Raw genomic sequence first — 22,538 nt, 5'->3', positions numbered from 1 at the left:
TAACTATTATACAATCGTCTAATTTTCAAACTCATTCGCCCACGCGCTCTATAATTATTACAAGAGGATGATTATCGTGATTTGATAAAATTAAGCTCACAGTTTTTTTCGATAAAAAAATAATTGTAACTATCAGGCAATAAAAAACAACTTCATGAGCCAATACTCCGCAGTGATTTTCGTCAAAGTTGTTTGCTGGTGATCAGTTATTGATGAATTTAAAAACTATTTAATTGGGTGCTTAGGCGTAAAACCGAAACACTTTTAAAAATAAAGTGAGTAAGCAATCTTAATGTAAAATACTGGTTTACAGCATTTAACAAGGTGAACATTTACTCGAGTCAGCTATGGACTATCGACTAAATACTATGGACTATTGATGAGCAATATCAAAACAGAAAAAGATAAACTTGTTGAGCAGATCAAACAAGTATTGGTTTTGTACGATTTGGGAGTTTTTAAAACCCACTTTCAGCTTAGTTTTGGTTATGCCAATCAAAACTACCGCATAGATACTGACCAAGGAAGTTTTTTGTATCGGGTGTGTACCCAACAGCCTTTATCCCTCATTGAGTATGAGGTAACTTTGATGAAAGCCTTGCGGCAAATCGCCTTTCCAACGGCATACCCTATTGCCAAAAAAGATGGTGGGTTCATTCATTCATTGGACGAGCATTATGTCATGGTATATGAATTTTATGAGGGGCACGAACCTGCACTAAATGCATACACATGTAGTGCAATTGCTGAGGCTATAGGCAAACTAAGTTTGTTGCCCAATGCCCAGCACTACCTCAAAAAAAATGCAATTCACTTAGATACTTGTGATGCTTTGATTGCTGAATTTGAGCAGGCAAAAAATCCAATACCTGTTTTACTGGAGTATTTTAAAGAACAAACCAATTATTTGCGCCCCTTGCTGAGGCAACCTTTGCCTAAGGGAGTGGTACATGGCGACTGTTTTGCTGACAACACCTTGTTTGGTGGCAATCAACTGGTGGCAGTCATTGACTTTGAGGAAGCGTGCCATGATCACCTGCTGTTTGATGTAGGAGTGACGATTAACGGTTTTTGTTTTCCTGACAATCAATTGGATGCTGTCTTACTTGAGGCGTTTTTGACTGCCTACCAACACCAACGCTCACTTACTCATGAAGAGTGGACACTATTGTTTGCCTATATTCAGTGGGGGGCTCACGGTATGATTACCTGGCACTTGCGAAATAACTTACTGCACAAACACCATCAAAGTCAATGGCAAAGGGTGCAAGAGTTGATGCATCGGGTACAGCAAATGCGACAAGAAGAAACTCAAATCAATCAATTGATCACTCAAATAGCCAAACGTTTGAAAAATGCAACGAACAGATAATGAATACTATATCCAACGCCTACGGGTAACCGACATTGCCCGTCAGTTTGGTACGCCTGTATATGTATATAATGCTGACCATATTTTGGGGCAAATTGCTCGTTTTCGGAAAGGGTTTTCGACAGTAAACCTTCAGATAAAGTATGCCTGTAAAGCATTGACGAATATCAACATTATGAAGTTGATGTTAAGCCAGGGTTTGGGGCTCGACACAGTGTCGTTGCCTGAGGTACGCATGGGATTGGCAGCAGGTTTTGCACCGCAACAAATCGTGTTTACCCCTAATTGTGTGGGCATTGAAGAGTTGATAGAAGCGGTAGAGCTAGGGGTAAAAATAAATATAGAAAACCTCTCAAACCTGGAAAAATTTGCCCAACGTTATGGTAGCCAAGTACCCGTATGTATCAGGTTAAACCCTCACATTGCCACCCAAAAAAATGCCGATAAGGTAAACTGGTGGCACAATCAATCAAAGTTTGGGATTTCTATGAATCAGCTCGACGAGGTAAAAGCCATAGAAGCCAAGTATAATTTACCCATCAATGGCATTCATATCCATAGTAGTTCGGTGATTATGACTCCAGAAGTATTTTTGCAAGGGGCACAAACAGTATTTGACATTGCGTTGGGGTTCAAAAACCTGGAGTTTATAGATTTTGGTGGAGGCATTAAAGTAGACGTAGGCGATGGTCAAGAGGTGATTGATGTAGTAGAACTGGGGCAAAAACTTGACCCGGTATTTCAACAATTTTGTCAGAAATACGGGCGTACGCTGGAGCTTTGGTTTGAACCGGGGCGTTTTTTGGTGGGCAATTCGGGTACTTTGCTCACCGAATGTAAGGTATGCAAACGCAACGGAGGGACTGATTTTGTGGGGGTTGATTCAGGGTTTAATCATTTGATTCGCCCAATGATGTATGATGCTTACCACCAAATTGTAAATGTGTCGAACCCTCAAGGAACACAAAAAAAATATACCATAGTAGGCAATATCTGCGAGATAGATAACCTGGGCAAAGATCGAATGCTCGCCGAGGTACGCGAAGGTGACCTTATTGCCCTGGAAAGTGCCGGGGCTTATGGCTACAGTATGGCGTCTACCTATAACTCAAGGTTTCGCCCAGCCGAGGTATTGGTGCTCAATGGCGTAGCCAAACTGATTCGTAAACGAGATACTTACGAAGACCTGATGCGCAATCAAGTAGATTTGCCTGCAGTAGACTTTGCCAAAGTAATCACCCAATAACTTGTACTACTGGGCATACACACTTGAAGCTTGTTGCTCACTGCTTGTGACTATTCAAAAACACCACATTAGTTTTTAGAGGGTATTTTATAAATACCCGTATGATTAAAAGCGGAGTTGATGATTCCGCTTTTTTTGAAAAAAAACCCCCCTCTTGTCACCTGCCTGACATTTGCTTGATTTGACATTGCCTATATTTGTGATAAGTTAAATGTTTTGTATTAAAACAAGATTAGTGTCATATCACAAGTTTAGGTAAAACACAAGACATCAACACCTAACGGCTTGACGCTAATCAACTATTATTTTTTATACCACAAATTAATGAATATGCACAAATTTCAATTCCCGGCTTTTACTTTAGTCCTGGTATTGCTGTGTTGGACAAGCAATGCCTACAGCCAATCGACCAAAACTAAGCATTTTAATACCAAAAGAGGCAATATTGCCATAAAGGGCTACGACCCGGTAAGTTATTTTACCGAAGGGAAAGCAGTAAAGGGCAATGCCCAAATCACCCACAATTATGGAGGCATTGTGTACCGATTTAAAAATAATCAGAACAGAAATATCTTCAGGCAAAACCCAGCAAAGTATGAGCCTATGTATGGCGGTTGGTGTGCGTATGCTTTTGGGCTCGCCAAACCCTCTAAGGTAGACATTAACCCTCGTACATTTAAAATTATAGGGGGCAGGCTGTACTTGTTTTATAACAAACTAGGCACCAACACACTTAAGATGTGGAACAAAGATGAACGCAATTTGAAAAGTAAAGCCGACAAAAACTGGCAAAAAATTTATAAATAATCCTTGTTATAACAAATCATTGCAGCATACGTTCTCCTTTCGTAACAATTGCAATGATTTTTTGACTGAAGTAAGGATTCTGACCAATTCCACCCCCTTAACTCCTACTTTTCTAATCTATTTTATATACATTTGCAGGGCAATTTGCCCTATAGCACCCAATTGTTATGAAAAAAAACATTGTTTGGATTGCACAACTTATCTCTGCATTGTTCATGCTACAAACCATTTTCTTGTATAAATTTCCAGGGCATAAAGATTCAATTTATATTTTCTCAACTATCGGGATGGAGCCTTACGGAAGAATTGGGTCTGGTGTAGTGGAACTCATTGCCTCGGTTTTGTTGTTAACCTCCCGATATAGTTGGATAGGTGCACTATTGGGACTCGGAACTATGAGTGGTGCCTTATTTTTTCATTTAACTACCTTAGGCATTGTAGTCAATAACGATCACGGCTTTTTGTTTGCCATGGCTGCTATACTATGGACATGTTGCCTTATAGTACTTATTCTTAGAAAAAAATATATACCGATTAAGTTATAACATTCCTCATTGATTATGAATTTAATTACATCATCTAGTAATATTTTAAATCAACTTGTTGGACTCATTAAACAACTAAGTCCAGAAGAATATACCAGTCCATTGCCTTTGCTAATGGATAACTCTATCAGCAAACATTTGCGTCATATTGTTGAATTTTATGATTGCCTCTTCAAAGGTATAGCAGATGCTTCTATCAATTACGACCTCAGAGAACGCAATCCTTCTATTGAGAATGATCCTGAGTTTGCCATCAACTTTATAAACAATTGCATTCAGCACTTGTCTACGATGGAGTTGTCTAATGACCCTATCAATCTTACTACGTTGCTTTCGCCAGAAGGACACGAAGCGTGTACACTTACTTCGCTAGACCGTGAACTTGCTTATAATGTAGAGCACGCCATTCACCACATGGCCATCATCAAAATTGCCATCAAGCAATGCTTTCCTCATGTCACTTTATCCAAGGACTTTGGGGTGGCTTATTCTACGATCAAGTTTCACCACCAAACGGCTTAAAAGACCTTGAGAGCTTTAGAACATCACATCGTATTAGGAGAATGGTAACAGCTGCTCTTCTAATACGATTTTTTTATGTCTAACCGATCTTTTACCACACGTATTTTAGTAAAAACACAGTGGTAGACTAAAACCACTTCAGAATTAGATTTGGTAACCCTTGCCAAAGACTAAACAGGTTGTTGAACAGAACCCCTTCCATATAAAACACAAGCACCTCAATATCAGTAAATTAACGCTTATTCTTCTTGCAAAAGGTGGGCTTTTTCACTATATTTGTTCATACTTTCAGGGTGAAAGTATAGCCCAAGAGGTTATAAGTTTGAGACCTTTCCCTCAAGGGCTTATTATCAAAAATTAATTTGAATATCACGCAAGATATTAATTTAAATCCAGGGGCACAAAGCATTGCCATTTCAACCCAACAAATCGATTTGTTTGCTTTGAGTTTACGCGCCCGGCTTGAGGCGTTTGTGTTCAATGCCGATGCCTCGCTAGACTACCTGCGGGAGCAACAAAACGAACCGCTCAAAAACTACTTACAAACCACCATTTTTGAGTTGCAATGTATGCTCAACGAGTTCGAAATGTACGATTCGCTACAGCAACTCAACCCATAACCCACAAAAGCCTGCCTCATTCATTGATGGCAGGCTTTTTTGTTGCCAATTAAATTTACTTTCTCCACTGCCTTCCCTTCATTTGGTATGGTAGTTTAACAATCAACCATACGAAAGTAACACCCTATTGGGTAAAGTAATGCACATAATTGCTCGTATTTATGAAATAGTTGCCTGGTTGGTAATAGTATGCCTGGGTCTGGTGTGTATTATATTCCCTAACCACTACAACGCTCACTTTGAGGAGTTTTACAAGGCTTTAGACAAAAGCCAAAAGTTTGAGAGAAAATACTGGAAAGGGGATATTACTAAGTTATTGAGCAAAAGGGACAATGGCTATCAGGTTTGGCAAGAACTACAACAGCTATGGTACAAGCCATTGAAAAAGTTGCAGCAAATAGATTACTACAAAAAAAATATGCCTAAATACCTTCATGCAAGCCAGGCAAAAGCATTGAAAGATAGTCTAAATGTCTATATGGTTTTTAGGAATGAACAATATAAACACCTGGATATTCCCCAGTTTGTACATCTGGCTACCAACCACATTGGCAAATCGAATACTACTTACGAAACACTGGCAATGCTCACCACTTACCAATTGTTTATATTAAAGCACTGGAAATCAATAGTAAAAGGGGTACGAATAAAATATAGTATATATCCTTATGGCTGCTTTTTTATACCTACAATAACAGGAATAACTCAACCTGTCAACTACATAGAGGTGGGCGATACGCTCAAGGCAGATATGGTGGTAGGGGAAGCTTTTCCTTTTTGGGATAAAAAACAATGGTATTATGCCGAAGTCAACGGCAAGCCAGCCTTCCTTAAGGGCAAAGGTGCTGCTATAGAGTTTCGTGTAAGCGGCAAGGGCAAACAATACTGGACAAGTAAGTTTAGTTACTGTCATGAAGGTGTAGAATATACCAATACAGTAAAAACACCCTATTGGGTAAAGTAATGCACATAATTACTCGCATTTATGAAATAGTTGTCCTGCTCATTGTCTTGGCAGGCTTGGGGCAAATACTTTGGGGCGCACCTACGTATGATGCTCAACTTAGTGAACTGCAAATGGCAATGAACACCAACTGGCAACAAAGCCAAAAACAAGCGTTTGAGTTGATCAATGATTTTAAACAATCGGTGATAATAAGAAACAATACAGCCCAAAACTGGGAAAGTGTAAGAAAAGGGCAACAACTAGTACACAAAACCAAGCAAGTAAACGATGCCCTTGAGTATATAAAGACTCACGGGCAAAACAATCAGCAAGCGCTTAGCTCCTTGGAGCAAACGGTGAGCAAATATCACCGGTGGCTTCAACGCACATTTAAGAATCTTCAATTGCCACTGCTTGACTCATTGACAAAATACCCTGAGGTGGGCGGTGTCACCCCTGCTGTTGTCAAGGCATTGGTCACCAGGAAACAATTACAACTACAACAGGTGCAAAAAATGGTTTTGCGTGCTTTACTGATTGTATACTCACATGAGATCAAGTGTTGTTTTGGGTGCCAACGTGTATATATAACTCCCAAAAGCCAACTGGTACAAGTAGGCGACAAGTACACGGCAAGTTTGTATTATGGACAGCCCATTGATGGCGAAAGTATTAGGCTATCGTCCTCCCCTCACCTACAATACCGCAAAGGGGTAGTGAGTTTTACCCCCAAAAACAGAGGCAAACAACATTGGGAGGCTAAGTTTAGGTATTATGCATACAATGGAAATGATACTACTGTAGTACGCAAAATTTATTATGAGGTATTGCCAAAAGGCAAGTAATAAAATGTTCTATTGAGGCTAAATTATCAGGTATAAAACAGCCCCCTTTTTTTTCACGTAAGTTTTAGGCAAATGAACTGGAACACAATTTATCGTATATATGAAGTACTTGCTATATGCTTAGTGGTGATTTGTGTGGGGCTAATGGCTTTTACGCCACCATTTGCCTACCAAACAACATTTAACAGCTTACAAACAACCCTGAACGAAGATATAAAAGACTCCAAAGCGTACCTCATCACAGCAATTAAAAACTTAAAGGCAGAGGTGGCTAAATTCAGTAATGGACGTGATGGATTATCTAGGGTAAAACGGGCAAAACTAGTGCAAAGCACTACCCAAAAAGTGATGCAGGCGCTTTACCAGATAGAAAAAAACAACCACCAACCTCAAATAATAAAGCAACAAGTGTATCAAGTAATGAATGCCCATGTAAAATGGTTGAATAAAGAATACGAAGACCTGGACAAACCTCACTTTACTTTGCCGTTCGATTTCCCACTCAAGACCCCTACTTTGGGGCAATGGGTTACTCATTTTTTTGATACAACTACTTCCGCTTCGCTCAAGGCTTGGCTTGCCCAACAACGTTTGTCATTGCTTCATTACCAAAGCCAAGTATTGTACTTCTTGGGGGCATTTTACCCAAATGTCGACATTAGCGAGGCTTTTCCTTTTAATCTTGCGCCTTCACCAGTTACTGTGACAGCCCCCACCAGTTGGGTAAGGGTGGGCGATACATACACCGCTGACATGTTTTTGGTCAAAATACGGCGTTATGGCTCATTAACCACCCGAATGTATTATAACAACAAAATTACAAGGGACGGCGCTGTACGTTTTGAAGTGCCCCAACAAGGCAAACAATATTGGGAGGCTAAGTTTAGGTATTATACAGTAGATGGAAAAAAAGATACTACCATAGTACAAAAAGTGTATTATGAGGTAAAATAACTTGATGATGAAGCACACCATTACTCGCATTTATGAAATATTTGTCCTGCTCATTGTCTTGGGGTGCTTGGGGCAAATACTTTGGGGCACGCCTACGTATGATGCCCAACTTAGTGAGCTGCAAACGGCTATGGACATAAGCTGGCAGCAAGGGCACAAGAAGGCAGTGGAAGACATGGAGGACTTAAAGGAGGATGTACACAAAAATGGTAATTTGAGAGAAGGACGCGAAAGAATAAAACGTGCGCAATTGCTCATCAAAAAAACTACGAAAATCAATGGCTTATTTGAGCGCATAAGCAATCAGTGGCACAATGGTAAACAAGGGTTTGGTGCCTTGAAAAAGGCGATGAAAAAATACAAGGATTGGCTAAACAATGAGTATGGACACCTTGACCTTGCCCCAATAGACCCAAAGCATATATCGGTAAAATATTTTGGTGGAGGCAAGCCTACCACCATTGCTGCCAAGGCACTTATTACCGAGCAACAACTGTACATACAGCATTTGCAAGCAATGATATTGAAGAAACTAGCGAACTGGAGTCTTACCAGTATTTGTGGGCACTTTCGCTTAGGTCTGGATATTATCCCCAAACTGCATCAAATACAAGTAGGTGATAGTTATCAAGCTGATATGATATTATCAGGGGGGGTATTCCGTTTAATCCCCAAGTTCAGTATTTATAAAACCCCTTTACCTGTAAATGCTGGAAAAAGTGAAGTGATTTTTAAAACCCAAGGCATAGGCAAACAATATTGGGAGGCAAGATTTCGGTTTATGTCTCGAGGAAAAGACACTACTATAGTGCAAAAAGTGTATTATGAGGTATTGCCAAAAGGTAATAAACAAAGCAAAAAAGCACTCCAAACAAGAATAAATAACTGATTTTTTTCATGTCAAAAATTTTAGGCAACGAATACAGCAAAGTAAATATACCTAACCCAAAAGCCTGGCAAGTTTTATTAGCAAGGTAAAATTACCTATCGTAGGTAATGGACGATTTTTCAAGTTTTTACTATTAACCCATGAACACAGAAGAAAACGAACCCACTCAAAAAGAAGCCCTAAAAAACAACTTGAAGGCTCCAAGGCGCAAACGAATCATTCGGTTTTCGGTGGTTACCCTGGCGCTCATTTTATCGCTCGGTGCTTGGTATTATATCCACTACCGAGTCCCCGAACCTTTGATACAAAAATTTGTGCTTATCAACAGTACTTTAGAGCATTCGCTGGTCAATTACAAGCGGGAAAGCGATCAATCACTTCAATCGCTCAAAAGAGATGTAAAGAAGGGGGGCAATGCTCTCAAAGGCCTGGAATTGATTAAACGGGCAGAGGTACTCAAGAAAAAGTCGACAGAGATTATAAGCGAGCTCACCAAAAGCAAAGAACTGTTGATAAAAAGAGCAGGGGGTGGGCTGGATGAAAAAACATATACAGTAAAACGCCCCCAAGCCAAGCTTAGGGTAAGTAAGCTAATGGTAGGCATGTTGGGTAGCCCCAAAGGAGCAGCCTATACGCTTGAAGAAAAGCTCAATGCTTATAGTCATTGGCTAAACAATGAGTACAAAGATTTGTTCAAAAAGCCATTTCCTTTGCTTACCAAAAACCCCGAAGCACCCAAAGGCAACTTTGTATATGATAATTTTTGGCAAAAGCCTGTGGTAGTAGCCTTGGCAAAGCTTACTCAACTGCAACACCAAGTGTTGAACGATCAACAAAATATACTCACCCAATTACATGTCCAACAGCCTGCTACCGAGGATATTAGATTTGACAGGATATATACTGGAGTGAGCGCAGAAAGCAATATTTTATGGTCGGGCGATACCTACCGTGCCAATATGGTGATAGCTGCTGTACCCAGCAAAGCAAACGCAAAAATGACAGTAAACGGCGAACCCATTAAAGTAGAAAATGGCATAGGCAAAGTGCGCTTTAAGACCACCTACCCATTGGGGCGTAAATATTGGGAAGGTACAATTTCTTTTTTTCACAAAGGAAGAGATACTACCTTTAGGGTAAAACAAGAGTATGTGGTGATTCCACGCATGAAATAACCCACACAAAACGGGGATATAATGGTGAATATCCCCGTTTTGTGATTTAGCCCAGCTAATATTTTACTTGGTAGTCTTATCTCCGTGGCTTTTGGTAAACACCTCATCTACTGGTTCCCAAAGCTCAATTTTATTGTTTTCAGGATCCAATATGTGCACAAACTTACCGTAATCAAAGGTCTCTATTTCATCCAAAACAGTGACTCCTTGTGCCTTGAGTTCTTCTACCAGTTCTTCCAGGTTTTCTACCCTATAGTTTACCATAAACTCTTTTTTGGAAGGGGCAAAATAGGTAGTATCCTGCGAGAATGGGCTCCATTGCAAATACCCAGGTTTTTCGGGAGCGTCTGCCTGCCTAAATTCAAACAAAGCGCCGTATTGATCGGTACGCAAGCCCAGGTGTTGATGGTACCAGGTTTTCATCTGGTCGGGGTTTTGGCATTTAAAAAATATGCCTCCTATACCCGTTACTTTCTTTTTTTGTGTTGACATGAGGTTGTTCAGTGAGGAGTTAAATTATTCAATTTTTTCATTGATCTTCAAATGGGCAAGCTCTTCGCTGCGCCACCACAGTTTTTGGGCTTGTTTTTTATCGTAGCTCTGCTTCGACGAAGCCTTTTCCTTGAACCCATCGTAGTATTTACCGCTTGCCTTTGCTTCACTAATAAGCGAAGTAAGCGCCTTGCCCGACTCATTGGCAGTGCGAATGGCTTTAGAGAATCGACTAAACAAGGGCAACACATTGAACCACAAAAACTTACTCACAGGCGAAGAGTTTTTGCCCAACCCAGTACCTGGTATAAACCCAGGGTTAAAAGCATTGACCAAAATATGTTTACGATGGGTTTTTTTGAGTTCTTCTGCCAAGTGATACACAAATAACACATTACAAAGTTTGGAATTGGCGTAACGCAACGCACCTTCTTTTTCCCAGTTTTTCACCCGCGAATCGTCGGGGTAGGCAAGCTCTAATTCTCGTTGATAATAAGGCGGTGGATGATGCCCTTGTATGTCAGGGTTGTGGGCATCGGACGATACCACGGCAATGCGCTGCAGGTTTTGGGCTTTGCCAAGCAATAAATTTACCAATAGAAAATGCCCCAGATGATTTACCCCAAAGGTTTCTTCTATGCCATCTTGAGTAAATCGGGTAGGGTGTGCATAAGCAATGCCTGCGTTGCATACTACCCCATAAATATTATTAAGAGGCGTATTCAGGCAAAACTTACGAATATGATTGAATGAAGCCAGGTCGAGATGAGCGATTTGTGTATGTTTTTTCCCGGTTTTTCTATGCAACCACTTCTGGGCTTTTGTTGCTTTTTTCAGGTTACGACAAGCCAACACTACTGCGTAGTCTTGCAACAGCAAATGTTTGGAAGTATACAACCCCAAACCCGAATTGGCTCCGGTAACAATCACAGTTTTCATAGTTTTACAGACTTATGTGGCTTGGTGTTTAAATACCAATAAATTTTTGATTGATTTTGTTTAGAAATTGCACTGCAGGTTTAAGGGTTGTTTTAATATACTCATTTTTGCGGATTTTTTCAGCATTTATCCAAAGTAAAGTCAAGTTTATCGATGTGTTTTTTTCAAAAATTTATAGGTGGTATACTCCACAAAACCGTTTACACTCAATACAAAGCTTTTTACTTTGCCATTACTTACCTCAAAAGGGAATGCCTTTACCCCTAGCATATAGTCAGAATAAGTACACAAAAAATGGTTATCTTTTAGGTACTCAAGTTGGCCTCTCAATTGGGGATGGTGAGCAAAATGCAAGGTCAGTTTTCCTCTATGCTTTTTTACCTCAACCTCTCCATAAACTTCATTATGGTACTTTCCTACAAACTTTTTTAATGCGATGGTAGGCACATTCTTTTGAGCCACCACCTTTTTTAAAGAATCAATTAACTTTTGTTCTGCCTGTTTTTTTGCTACAAATTTTTGGTATAATTGAGCATCATTGTTTTTTACGGGCACTTTCAAAAACAAATCTCTCAACTTATCGGTCAAATGTTCGAAAAAATTGTTTTGGTCACTGTTTGTCAACACCACTATGCCCAACTTATCTTCTGGCACAAACACCACTGACGATAAAAAGCCATTGACGCCTCCTGTGTGCGAATAAACTAATTTACCCTTGCGATCGTTGATGCTCAGCCCTAAACCATACAAGTAAAAATGAGTCGCTTTTTGGTGCCGTTGGTTGGTGCCTAAAATAGACTGAGGGATACGCGTAATGCGAAATACCCGCCCCGGAATAAGTTGTTTACCGTTAAGTTTGCCATCATATACCTGGGCATTGAGCCAAGTGGCCATGTCTTGGACATTAGATGCCATACTACCTGCCGGGGCAAGATTATCAATGTTGATGATGGGTACACTGGTCAGTTTACCTGCTACCAACGAATGAGGCTGAGCAATGTTAGAGGCTTTGGCAAACTCTTCTGACAACATCAATGTTTCATTCATCCCCAAGGGCTTCAGTATCTGCGACCGTATGTATTTTTCCCAGCTTTGCCCTGTTACCTTGGCGGTAAGCTCTCCGGCTGCCACAAAAGCCGCATTGCAATATCCCCAGCGGGTACGTAAACTATAAGGCGCGTCAATCAATCCCATTTTTTGCACTACCTCTGCCCGCGAAAGTTGAGAGCCCCAATAGACAAAGTCTCCTTGAAATGTTTTGAACCCCAACCTATGTGATAATAAGTCGGTAATATTGGCTTCTTTGGCAGCCAGTGGGTCTTTGAGCCTAAACCCTGGCAACCACTTTTGCACCCGATCGTTTAGGTTGAGCTTACGACGGGCATGTAACAAGGCTATAGCCGCACCAGTAAAAGCTTTAGTGTTAGACCCGATCATAAACAAGGTATGCTTATCTACTTTTTGCTTGCCTCCCACCTTGGTTACCCCATAACCTTTCATAAAAACTGTTTTTCCGTCTTTGACAATGGCTATAGCAAGCCCAGGAATTTGCCATCTTTGCATGTTTTCCCGAATGTTTTTGTCGATCCGCTGCAAAAGTTCATTATTATCTACACCTTGGGCCGAGGTACAGTGACTAACAAAAACGAATACCAACCAGGCAAATACTCTTTTCATAAGATTATAATTTTAGGTAAGGCGAACAGTGTTACAAGATAGTGTTTTGGGAGAGTACACCAAAATAAAATTGATGTAGGCAGGCATTAAAAACACCAAAGGCTTTGCCCTATCCCACAGATAGAACAAAGCCTTTGTCAAAAGAGCGAAATTAGGTTTAATGAAAGCTTACCAAGGCATTTGGAAACCAAGCCTTAATTTTGAGTTGCTCAGTTTTGGGCAATCTGTTTTTGCCCAGGTATAGTTCTATCAGGTTGTTCAACGAATGAATACGTTTGGGCAAACTTGATAGTTGATTTTGGTACAAATCCAGTTTACGCAAGTTGGTGAGCAAGGCTATCTTGGGGCTAAGCGATTTCAAATGATTGTTGCGCAAGTCTAAATCTCTTAACCCTTGTAAAAACACAATCTGCCCCGAAAGCTTTTGTAAGTTATTGCCAGACAAGTCAAGTTTCTGCAAGCCCTCCAGGTTACCCAATACGTCAAACACTTGTGCATAATCAAGTTGCGGGTTTTGGCTTAGGCTTAATACTTTCAGGTTGGTAAGTTTGACAAACCGTTTGGGTAGCTGAGTAAAACGGTTTTTAGCCAACGATAGTACATGTAAGTTTTTTAACAAACTTAACTCTTCGGGTAATTTACTCAAGTAATTGTTTTGCAGGTAAAGTTCCTGTAAGTTAAGCATCATTCCTACCTCCATTGGTAGCTCTTTTATATTATTGTTGGTAAGGTTAAGCACACGTAGGTGGGGTAGCTTTGCCAATACTGCCAACACTTCTTCGTAGTCGAGATGGGGGTTAGAACCCAGGTAAAGTTCCTCGAGGTTTTGTAGCTGCCAGGCGTTTTTGTCAAACTTATGCAAAGCATTTTGATGCAAATTCAATATGCGCAAATTCCCTAATTTGCCAATGTTGGCTGGTACAAACTGCACATGATTGTGGTATAAATCTAATACTTGTAAGTTGGCAAGCGTAGTAATACAAGCTGGAATTTGACCCAACTGGTTAGACTGTAAATAAATCTCTTTGAGTTTGGTAAGTTTACTCACCGTGACAGGCAACGTACGCAAGTTGTTTTTGTATAAGTTAAGCACCTCAAGCTGTGACAAAAGCCCTATTTCAGGTGGTAGTTTGGTAAGTTTGCTATAGGCCAGGTGTAGCTTACGCAAATAAGGTAACTTAGTCAATTGCCCAAAAACTTCGGCTAAGTTCAAGTCAGGGTTTTGGCTCAGGTTCAGCTCTTCCAGGTTGGTCAAAGCAGTAATGGTCTGAGGCAAATGGGTGATTTTGGTATTGAACAAGTCCAGTATTACCAGGTTTTTAAACTTTTGGATGTCACCAGGCACTGCCAAGAGCTGTTGTTCGCTCAAGTCAAGGTGTTTTACTTTATTAGGTTCCTGCAGGGCTTGTTCCAGCGACCTATATATTTTGTAGGCGTTGGGCTCAGCCATTTTATAAATTTTTTGGGCCTTGGTTGAATGCGCAAAAAAAGCTGATAGCAGTACGACAAGAAGGGTTTTATAACTTAAGTTGAATATTCGTTTTCTCATAACTACCGTAAATTTGTATTTGAGAGCTTGTTTAAAGCATTCGTGTTTAGCGTGATTTTCGATGAGTTTTGTGCTCAGATGAGTGCAAAAATCACGTAAAGCATCTATTAGATGAAGTTTAAACAAGCCCTGAGGTCATCTTTGTAATAGTATAGCCGTTGGCGTTTGGTTATTTTTTATCTATAGTTCGTTTTATACACTAAACCTGACAGTTATACTTAAACAAAAATGGTTTTGAGGATCGATTTTGACTAATTGTCTGAATACCAACATTAATCAACCGAAGCTACAGCTTTGCTGTGCTAAGCTCTGCTTCAGCTAATCCTGTAAATCCTAAAATCACTTTAATCCTAGTATAATAGAAAGTAGTTTACCTGCAACGGTTGCACAAAGCAACTCGTCAAAATCAAATAATCTTACACAGTTTAGAGCATTACATATATAAAGGTGTCAAGTTATTATACGTTTTTTACAAGATTACGGCAGTCTCATGTACCAAAGTAAGCCTTTTTACTCCCATAAAGGATAATGCGTCAATTGCACATGCTTGCCAAAAAACAACTGGGTAGAAGTTTCAAAAGATTGAGTAAAGTCTGAAACGTAAAACTGTTGCAACACTTTGCCACTCTTATTGGTCAGGTTATGCATTTCTAACATTCCCTTAAGCGAACTTGCCACGATCTCTGACGAGTCGAGCACTTCTACCCTTGTATTATAAAATTTTTGAATAGACGCTTTGATCAAAGGGTAATGTGTACAACCCAAAATCAAGGCATCAATATCCTTTAACTCTTCTCGTGACAAATAGGCATCAATGATTTCTGCGCGAATACTGTTCTTGAAAAAATTCTCCTCGATCATAGGCACCAACAATGGGGTTGCCAATGACCTAAGGTCTATACCTGCCCCCAGCTGGTCTACCTTTTTTTTGTATACATTCGACAAAATAGTTTGCTTGGTACCTATCAACCCAACACTCTTGCCTGCATATACATCGTGTATATAATTGATCATAGGCTCTATTACATTCATTACCTTAGCCCGACTACCTACATACTCTTTTACCAGATCATAGGCGGCTACTGATGCAGAATTACAAGCCATCAATATTACTTTACAGTTTTGCTGAAGCAACACGTTGCATATTTTAATGGCGTACGCCTGAAGCGCCGCTGTAGACTTATCACCGTAAGGTAAATGAGCTGTATCGCCAAAATATATGATGCTTTCTTGGGGCAACAATTGACGCACAGCACGTGCTACGGTCAGCCCTCCTATTCCGCTGTCAAATATGCCAATAGCATTTGAGGTATCCATGCGCGACATTTTTGTTGGTGTATACATTCTTTTATGCGTTTTTTACCAAAAAAGTAATTACAACAAAGGTCTGTTTTCTTTGAAAAAAAAAGATTTCAATGTAATATTTTGTAAGTTTTCAGCATTAATCCCTCTTTAAACGCCCTATATTATCAAGGTTTAAACACATAAAGTAAACATTGTGTATAATCTCTTGTATTTTTGTTTTCTCAGAAAAACACCCATTCCATGAACAAAATTATATCACTTTTGCCCAGTGCCACCGAAATAGTATGTGCTTTGGGCTTTCAAGATCAATTGGTAGGCAGGTCACACGAATGCGATTACCCGGCGGGCATCACCGATTTGCCTGTATGTACAGAAGCCAAATTTCCGCAAGGCAGTAGCGCCGAAATAGATCAAAGTGTAGGAGCTTTGGTACAAAAAGGCTTGTCGGTATATGAAGTATACAATGAGGTACTGGAAAAGCTCGCGCCCGATTTTGTAGTTACTCAGTCGCAATGTGAGGTATGCGCAGTAAGCATGAAAGATGTAGAAGCTGCCGTATGCCAGTTAATCAGTTCTAACCCACAGATTATCAACCTCGAACCAGTAGGCTTTCAAGACGTATTCAATGATATATTGGCGGTAGGCAAAGCTTTGGGGGTGCCCCAAAAAGCCCAGCAATTAGTAACCAACCTGTTGGCAAGAATTGACTCGGTAGAAAAAACAACCCAGCCCATTGCCCATAAAAAACGAGTGGCTTGTATAGAATGGCTCTCACCTTTGATGAATGCTGCCAACTGGGTACCTACTTTGGTAGAAAAAGCGGGGGGAGTCAATTTATTTGGCAAAGAAGCTCAGCACTCGCACTATATCCAATGGGCTGACATTGAGCAACAAAACCCTGACGTAATCTTGATTATGCCTTGTGGATTTGGTATCGCACGTACCCTGCAAGAGATCAACCTATTAATAGATTTGCCTGGTTGGAAAGAACTACCTGCTGTACAAAATGGGCAAGTGTACCTAACCGATGGGAATCAGTACTTTAACCGCCCTGGTCCTCGTTTGGCTGATTCGGTAGAAATTATCAGCGAAATTTTATACCCTGAAACATTTGGGCGAAAGCATCCCAAAAAAGACTGGATAAGTTTAGATGAAGCATTGATTACAAGTCAAATTTGATACCCTTAGTATGACAACATTTAGTACTCCCAATATGGTCGAAGGACACCCTTTTCGTCAATGGCGAAAGTGGAATATCCCTAACACCACGTTTACTATAGAAGGCTATTCGCGTTCGGGCGACAAAACTTTTTTTTACATTCCACAGCTCAAACTTTGCCTCGATGCTGCACTGGCCGAAGGACGCCAGGGCGACTATGTGTTGGTAACCCACACCCACAACGACCACATTGCCGATATAGAGTATCTGGCAAGCCGCGATGGGGTGCAAATTTATTTGCCCAAAGCTTCTCAGAGTTACCTAGAGGAATACATTATTGCCCGACGCTGCCTCAACCACTCGGCGCCCTACAATCCTCACTTACGTGGTAGCTACAATATTACGGGGGTAGCTGGTGGAGACACATTTTACATAGGTAAAAATGACCGATACCAGGTAAAAGTGGTCAATTGTGAACACAGTATCGTATGTGTGGGCTATGCTTTTGCCGAGAAAAAACAAAGGCTCAAACCTGAATATGAGGCACTAAAACAGCAAAAAATGACGGAAGGCAAAATGCAAGAGTTTGGGCAATTGATGGCACAAAAAAAACAAGAAGCCAAGCAAAAAGGCGAAACAGTGGAAGAAACTTATTATCAACCATTGTTTGTGTTTATGGGCGATACCCACGCCTCGGTTTTTGATAACAATGCGTGGTTATTTGACTACCCTACCATTATTACAGAGTGTACTTTTCTGAAGCCAGTCAATGAGGCTTACGCCAACGAACGTTGCCACACGCACTGGAAACACCTTAAGCCACACATCAATCAACACCCAAAGTGTCAATTTGTGCTTACCCACTTTAGTTTTCGATATACCAGCCAAGAGATTGTAGATTTTTTTGAGCAGGAACTTACTCAAAGTCAAATAAATAATGTATTGATTTGGCTTTCAAGTGATACCCTGCTGCCACAGCAACACGAGAGCAAAAAATAATGACAAAGCTTCGATTGATTGATGTTCACTCACCACAATACTCTGCCGTGATTTTAGTCAAAGTTGATCCATCGATGATGCATTTAAAAACTATTGAACTGCGTGTTGCTATCGACTATTGACCATCGGCCGAAAGCTACCGACTATTGTTACCAACAACAATGCTTAAAGCCTACTTAAGGATTTCAACCAAAAAAAACACACCACTTCATAAAGCTCAAACTTAGTATTACACAAAAACTCTTTTTAACCATAATTTATAATAAAAAATTTGGCACTTTGAGACAATGCCTACATAAAGAGCGTATTGATTGATTATACACCAAATAAGCAAAACAAAAATGCACATAACATTTACTTAAAAATAAGGTAATTTGGGCTTAACAAAAATCATATTCCTATTGGAAAATAACACATTAGCCTATTATCTTCGTTGTGTGTTAGTGCAATTATTTTAAGGGGTAATTCCCTTTATAATTATATGCTTATTTCAGGGAGCGCAAAATGTGTATATTTTGCTCCCACAAGCAATAACTACTATAATACTATGGTTTTAAACGATGTATATGTAAAATGGCAAGAGGAGGCTCCTCTTGGCTCTATAAGTCCTGATGGCAATAAAGTGAAGCTAAACGATAGCCACGGTTATCCTCAGGAGCTTGAAGTGATTTATTTTACAAGCAACGATCGTCAAGTAGCTTGTGTTGGTCTTGAAGGGCACTATTATTATCAGGTAAACGACAAGGAGTGGCTCCATTACGAAGAAATTCCTTACCCTGATTTCGACAGGTATGCTTTTGACTTTACCCCCAGTAGCAATGATGTTTCTTACAAAATAAGGGCTACTTATGTGTAAACTGTCTACATAACTTTTAAGATAATTAATTAGTGCTTAGATTTGAAAGATAACGAGGACTGAGTCATAGTCAGTCCTCTTATCGCTGCCCCTTCCCCCGTCCTAATTTTACCTTCCTGTATTTTTTAAGAAAGCAAAAATGAACAAGTGGCTGTCATTTGATTTGCCGATATTTGTGTTATTGAACTCCCAACACAATTATGACAAATCAACACGATCTTCATAACGACTACCAAACCCGTATTCAAAAAGTCCTGGAATACATTCGCCAGCATTTGTCTGAACCTTTAGATGTAGCACGACTTGCCGAAATAGGTAACTTCTCGGTTTTTCATTTTCACCGCATCATCAAAGCTTATCTAAACGAACCACTGGGCGCATACATTAAACGAGTACGCATGGAAACTGCCGCACAATTGCTTACTTACAGTCACACCCCTATCCACGACCTGAGTTATCAGATGGGCTACGAACTACCTTCCTCGTTTAGCCATGCTTTTCGCAAATATTTTGGCAAAAGCCCGCAAGCCTTTAGAGAACAACAACAACGGTTTATTAAAAACCAACCAGAAACTACCAATACTACCTTACCAGGTTTTGTCCTTGCTCCCAAAATTGTCGATTTACCTGCCCAACAACTATTAAGCACCCGCATTTTAGGTAAATATGAAACCAGTGTCATTCAAAAAGCCTGGCAAAAACTGATGGCGTATGTATTTGCCCAACAATTATTTTACCCTACAATGGAGATGTTTGGTATCTCGCACGACCACCCCGAAATAGCTGGCGATATATTGTATCAATACGAGGCTTGTGTCACCTTGGCAAAACCTGTAGCATCGGAAGGCGAATTTGTAGTAAAAACACTGCCTGCCGGAAAATATGCCATGTTTACCTACCAGGGAAGTTACGCTCAGCTAGACACAGTATACAACCTGGTGCTTAAGCAGTGGTTATTCAACAGTAATTATTCATTGCGTGAAGCACCCATTTTTGATCAATACCTCAATACTCCTGACAATACTCCCGAAGAAGAATTACTCACTAAAATATTTTTACCCATCACCTTTTAATTTGTTATGAAACAGTTTGACAAAGATTTATGCAGTGAACACAAAAATTTATTTATTAAGGCGAGAGCACTGTTACAGTCTTATGAGGGCATCGTTGAAACCCAAAAGATACGCATTACTACTTACGCCAATGCCAATGGAGGGATATGTCACTTGCGTACGATGCCACATGGGATAGATATTGGTTTCCTGAAAGGGAGCAAAATGGATGATGAATCCAAGTTGCTCACCGGCAAAGGTAAAACCCTGAGGGTGCTCTCTCTTACCAGCTTCGATCAAGCCATACTCAAATATTATCTTGAGCAAGCCATTGCTATTAACCAAACCAAAAAATAACCTATGATTATTGAAGATTTTCACCCATTTATCGGGCAACATTGCGAAACAACTGCTACCGGGAGTTTACTCAATCAACTAGGCATACATTTGTCAGAGCCCATGTTGTTTGGGCTGGGCGAGGGCTTGGGCTTTATTTTCTGGTGCACAAAATCAATGGATTATCCTTTTATAGGGGGCAGAATCAAACCAGATCAGCTTACCCAGAATATTTGCAATAATCTAGGGCTCACGCTTGCGATAAAAGAGACTTCATCGGTGAAAAAAGCCTGGAAAAATGTAACAGATTATATTGATCAGGGCAAAGCTGTAGGGCTTAAGCTCGACTGTTATCATTTAGACTATTTCACAAAAAAAATCCATTTTGCCGCACATTACGCCGCCATGTATGGTTATGACCAAACCAAGGCATATTTGGTAGATACACAACCCCAGGGAAGCCAGGTAAGCACTTCGTTGCCCAGTCTGGCGCTTGCGCGAAGTGCCAAAGGTGCTATGGCATCGCGCAACCTAAGCTATACCATTACGCATAGTGGGCAAGCGTTTGATCTCAAAAAAGCTGTTCAAAATGCCTTGATCAACAATGCCCAAAGGTACCTCAACCCACCTATCCAAAACCTGGGATACAAAGGCATACTCAAGACTGCCACTGAAATAAAGCAATGGTTTGAACAAAGTAAAAACATCAAACACGAGTTTCAAACGACGGCAATGTTGATGGAGCGTGGGGGTACTGGCGGGGCTTTGTTTAGAAATATCTACCGCGATTTTTTGAAAGAAAGCCATGAACTACTGGCTAGTGATGACCTTAAAGAGGCCTATCATAGCTTTGACAACATCGCTCAGCAATGGACCCAAGTGGCTAATTTGTTTGATCAAATAGGGCTTACTCAACACAAGGCGCTGGTAGATGAATGTGCCCACTTGTTGACTACACTTTCGGCAAAAGAGCATGAAGTGATGAACCAACTACTGATGGCGGTTTTGAGCATTTAAAAACACTTGTTTTGCCTTTGGAAAAACATCATTATATTGGGTTTTATTCACAACATTTTCCATCAATTGAGAAGCCTTATGCCCTGCAACAATCCAAATGCAGCTCAATAAGGAATTTAGCTAAAACAAGCAAAACAATGAAAATCAAAATAATCAGCAGCAAAGGGCACTGGCGAAATGGCTGGCTCACTGCGCCAGAAGAGGTAAAAAGAGCCGCCAACATATTACAACAGGCAGGAGTTGAGGTGACCTCTACTGAGGTAGAAAACGTAGCCCAACTGGAACAAACGCTGGACAACACCCCTGCTCAAACAATGATTTGGAGCAATGCCTATTATGTAAACAATGGAGATGAAAAAGCTGTATGGCTCAATGATTATATACAAGCGCGAGGCTTGCCTTTGCTTGGCTCAAACGCCCAAACACTGCGCAACTTACTACAAAAAAACGACTGTCAACGTATTTTAAAAGAAGCCGATGTACCTATTCCTACCCACCTGATACTTACCCGCTCAAATCTGAAAGAGGTTTCATCCCTACTCAGTCAAAGCATGGTGGGTTTTCCGATGGTGCTCAAGCCTACTGCCGAATCGGGCAGTGTAGGCGTAAGAATGGCCGCTACTCTGGAAGAAGCCATTGATGGTGTGAAACAAATACTGGCAGATTTTCCATTGAGTGAGGTAATTGCAGAAGCTTTTTTGCCAAGTGATGATATTACCTGTGGTTTTTTGCGTTTGGGCAATCAAGTAATGCTATTGCCTACTGCTTATGTAGTCAAAAGTGTGGCAGGTAAATTCAATATTTTGAGCCGTAAAGAACGATTACAAGAATGGAGTGAAAACGACAAGATACAACCCCACATTAGCGATCAACATATACTTGAGCAACTCCAGCTATACATCCCCCAAGTTGTAGAAACCCTCAATATTGAAGACATCAGCCGAATAGATGGACGTTTGGATGACACAGGGCAACTGCGTATTTTTGATGCCAACGGATTACCTGCACTTGATTTTCCTGAAAGCGTGATGAACAAGCAGTGTTTTACTTGTTTTCCAGACTACAGCCAAGAGGAGGTATACCAAGCATTGATTCATACAATTGTACACAATGCCTTGCTTAGGCATGAGATGGAAGTACCTCAAGCATTCAAAGACCATAACTTATTTACGATGACTAGCCAGCGTATTATGAAATTTGATGAAGTAAGTCTGGCATTGGGTTAGAAAAAAAATA

The 22,538-nt window shown here is 40.4% G+C and carries 23 protein-coding genes; 18 read left to right on the top strand and 5 right to left on the bottom strand.

What is annotated here, in order from left to right:
• The first annotated feature begins 379 nt into the window (after nt 1-379).
• The 11 genes from Q0954_RS10645 (at nt 380) to Q0954_RS10595 (ending at nt 9,921) form a co-directional block, all read left to right on the top strand.
• Nucleotides 380-1,372: a homoserine kinase gene (locus Q0954_RS10645; RefSeq protein WP_299456633.1), complete on the top strand. Its 993-nt coding sequence runs from the start codon at nt 380-382 to the stop codon at nt 1,370-1,372.
• On the top strand, nt 1,356-2,618 hold the full coding sequence (lysA, locus tag Q0954_RS10640) for a diaminopimelate decarboxylase (RefSeq protein ID WP_299456631.1): 1,263 nt from the start codon (nt 1,356-1,358) through the stop codon (nt 2,616-2,618). The genes Q0954_RS10645 and lysA overlap by 17 nt, the downstream gene beginning before the upstream one ends.
• Before the next feature lie 330 nt (nt 2,619-2,948).
• Nucleotides 2,949-3,425 (top strand): YHS domain-containing (seleno)protein, encoded by a 477-nt coding sequence (locus Q0954_RS10635; RefSeq protein WP_299456629.1) that lies wholly within the window; start codon nt 2,949-2,951, stop codon nt 3,423-3,425.
• Between the two features lie 167 nt (nt 3,426-3,592).
• Nucleotides 3,593-3,970: a DoxX family protein gene (locus Q0954_RS10630; RefSeq protein WP_299456627.1), complete on the top strand. Its 378-nt coding sequence runs from the start codon at nt 3,593-3,595 to the stop codon at nt 3,968-3,970.
• Nucleotides 3,971-3,985: 15 nt separating this feature from the next.
• On the top strand, nt 3,986-4,492 hold the full coding sequence (locus Q0954_RS10625) for a hypothetical protein (RefSeq protein WP_299456626.1): 507 nt from the start codon (nt 3,986-3,988) through the stop codon (nt 4,490-4,492).
• Between the two features lie 362 nt (nt 4,493-4,854).
• The gene (locus Q0954_RS10620; RefSeq protein WP_299456624.1) at nt 4,855-5,112 is read left to right on the top strand and encodes a hypothetical protein; all 258 of its coding nucleotides are present in this window, start codon (nt 4,855-4,857) and stop codon (nt 5,110-5,112) included.
• A gap of 139 nt (nt 5,113-5,251) precedes the next feature.
• Entirely contained in the window at nt 5,252-6,076 is an 825-nt protein-coding gene (locus Q0954_RS10615; protein WP_299456622.1) for a hypothetical protein, read from the top strand.
• Nucleotides 6,076-6,903 carry a hypothetical protein gene (locus Q0954_RS10610; RefSeq protein WP_299456620.1) on the top strand — a complete coding sequence of 276 codons (828 nt, stop codon included), beginning with the start codon at nt 6,076-6,078 and terminating at the stop codon, nt 6,901-6,903. The genes Q0954_RS10615 and Q0954_RS10610 overlap by 1 nt, the downstream gene beginning before the upstream one ends.
• 72 nt (nt 6,904-6,975) lie before the next feature.
• Nucleotides 6,976-7,857, top strand: a complete 882-nt coding sequence (locus Q0954_RS10605) for a hypothetical protein (RefSeq protein ID WP_299456618.1) — start codon at nt 6,976-6,978, stop codon at nt 7,855-7,857.
• A gap of 4 nt (nt 7,858-7,861) precedes the next feature.
• Nucleotides 7,862-8,746: a hypothetical protein gene (locus Q0954_RS10600; RefSeq protein WP_299456616.1), complete on the top strand. Its 885-nt coding sequence runs from the start codon at nt 7,862-7,864 to the stop codon at nt 8,744-8,746.
• A gap of 140 nt (nt 8,747-8,886) precedes the next feature.
• Nucleotides 8,887-9,921, top strand: coding sequence for a hypothetical protein (locus tag Q0954_RS10595; RefSeq protein WP_299456614.1), 1,035 nt, complete (start codon nt 8,887-8,889; stop codon nt 9,919-9,921).
• Nucleotides 9,922-9,984: 63 nt separating this feature from the next.
• Here the strand turns inward: Q0954_RS10595 and Q0954_RS10590 are convergent, their stop codons facing one another.
• The 5 genes from Q0954_RS10590 to murI all read right to left on the bottom strand — a co-directional run bounded on the left by Q0954_RS10590 (nt 9,985) and on the right by murI (nt 15,895).
• Nucleotides 9,985-10,413, bottom strand: coding sequence for a VOC family protein (locus tag Q0954_RS10590; protein ID WP_002697356.1), 429 nt, complete (start codon nt 10,411-10,413; stop codon nt 9,985-9,987).
• Between the two features lie 24 nt (nt 10,414-10,437).
• On the bottom strand, nt 10,438-11,352 hold the full coding sequence (locus tag Q0954_RS10585; protein ID WP_299456601.1) for an SDR family NAD(P)-dependent oxidoreductase: 915 nt from the start codon (nt 11,350-11,352) through the stop codon (nt 10,438-10,440).
• Between the two features lie 147 nt (nt 11,353-11,499).
• A complete protein-coding gene (locus Q0954_RS10580; RefSeq protein ID WP_299456598.1) occupies nt 11,500-13,029 on the bottom strand; it encodes a serine hydrolase in 1,530 nt (509 codons plus the stop codon).
• Nucleotides 13,030-13,186: 157 nt separating this feature from the next.
• Nucleotides 13,187-14,479 carry a leucine-rich repeat domain-containing protein gene (locus tag Q0954_RS10575; protein ID WP_299456595.1) on the bottom strand — a complete coding sequence of 431 codons (1,293 nt, stop codon included), beginning with the start codon at nt 14,477-14,479 and terminating at the stop codon, nt 13,187-13,189.
• Between the two features lie 609 nt (nt 14,480-15,088).
• A complete protein-coding gene (murI, locus tag Q0954_RS10570; RefSeq protein ID WP_299456658.1) occupies nt 15,089-15,895 on the bottom strand; it encodes a glutamate racemase in 807 nt (268 codons plus the stop codon).
• Nucleotides 15,896-16,123: 228 nt separating this feature from the next.
• Between murI and Q0954_RS10565 the strand changes: the two genes are divergently transcribed.
• The 7 genes from Q0954_RS10565 (at nt 16,124) to Q0954_RS10535 (ending at nt 22,528) form a co-directional block, all read left to right on the top strand.
• Nucleotides 16,124-17,062, top strand: coding sequence for a cobalamin-binding protein (locus Q0954_RS10565; RefSeq protein ID WP_299456592.1), 939 nt, complete (start codon nt 16,124-16,126; stop codon nt 17,060-17,062).
• Nucleotides 17,063-17,072: 10 nt separating this feature from the next.
• Nucleotides 17,073-18,041: an MBL fold metallo-hydrolase gene (locus Q0954_RS10560; RefSeq protein ID WP_299456589.1), complete on the top strand. Its 969-nt coding sequence runs from the start codon at nt 17,073-17,075 to the stop codon at nt 18,039-18,041.
• Between the two features lie 547 nt (nt 18,042-18,588).
• On the top strand, nt 18,589-18,897 hold the full coding sequence (locus Q0954_RS10555; RefSeq protein WP_299456586.1) for a hypothetical protein: 309 nt from the start codon (nt 18,589-18,591) through the stop codon (nt 18,895-18,897).
• 200 nt (nt 18,898-19,097) lie between these two features.
• Nucleotides 19,098-19,970 carry a GyrI-like domain-containing protein gene (locus Q0954_RS10550; protein WP_299456583.1) on the top strand — a complete coding sequence of 291 codons (873 nt, stop codon included), beginning with the start codon at nt 19,098-19,100 and terminating at the stop codon, nt 19,968-19,970.
• Between the two features lie 6 nt (nt 19,971-19,976).
• The gene (locus Q0954_RS10545; RefSeq protein ID WP_299456580.1) at nt 19,977-20,306 is read left to right on the top strand and encodes a DUF1801 domain-containing protein; all 330 of its coding nucleotides are present in this window, start codon (nt 19,977-19,979) and stop codon (nt 20,304-20,306) included.
• A 3-nt stretch (nt 20,307-20,309) separates the two neighbouring features.
• Entirely contained in the window at nt 20,310-21,302 is a 993-nt protein-coding gene (locus Q0954_RS10540) for a BtrH N-terminal domain-containing protein (RefSeq protein WP_299456578.1), read from the top strand.
• Nucleotides 21,303-21,439: 137 nt separating this feature from the next.
• Nucleotides 21,440-22,528: a hypothetical protein gene (locus tag Q0954_RS10535; RefSeq protein WP_299456576.1), complete on the top strand. Its 1,089-nt coding sequence runs from the start codon at nt 21,440-21,442 to the stop codon at nt 22,526-22,528.
• The last annotated feature ends 10 nt before the right edge of the window (nt 22,529-22,538 follow it).

Source organism: uncultured Microscilla sp. (assembly GCF_947493425.1).
Lineage (GTDB): Bacteria > Bacteroidota > Bacteroidia > Cytophagales > Microscillaceae > Microscilla.
Note: the sequence above shows the minus strand (reverse complement) of the source record. Positions and strands in the feature narration are given on the sequence as shown.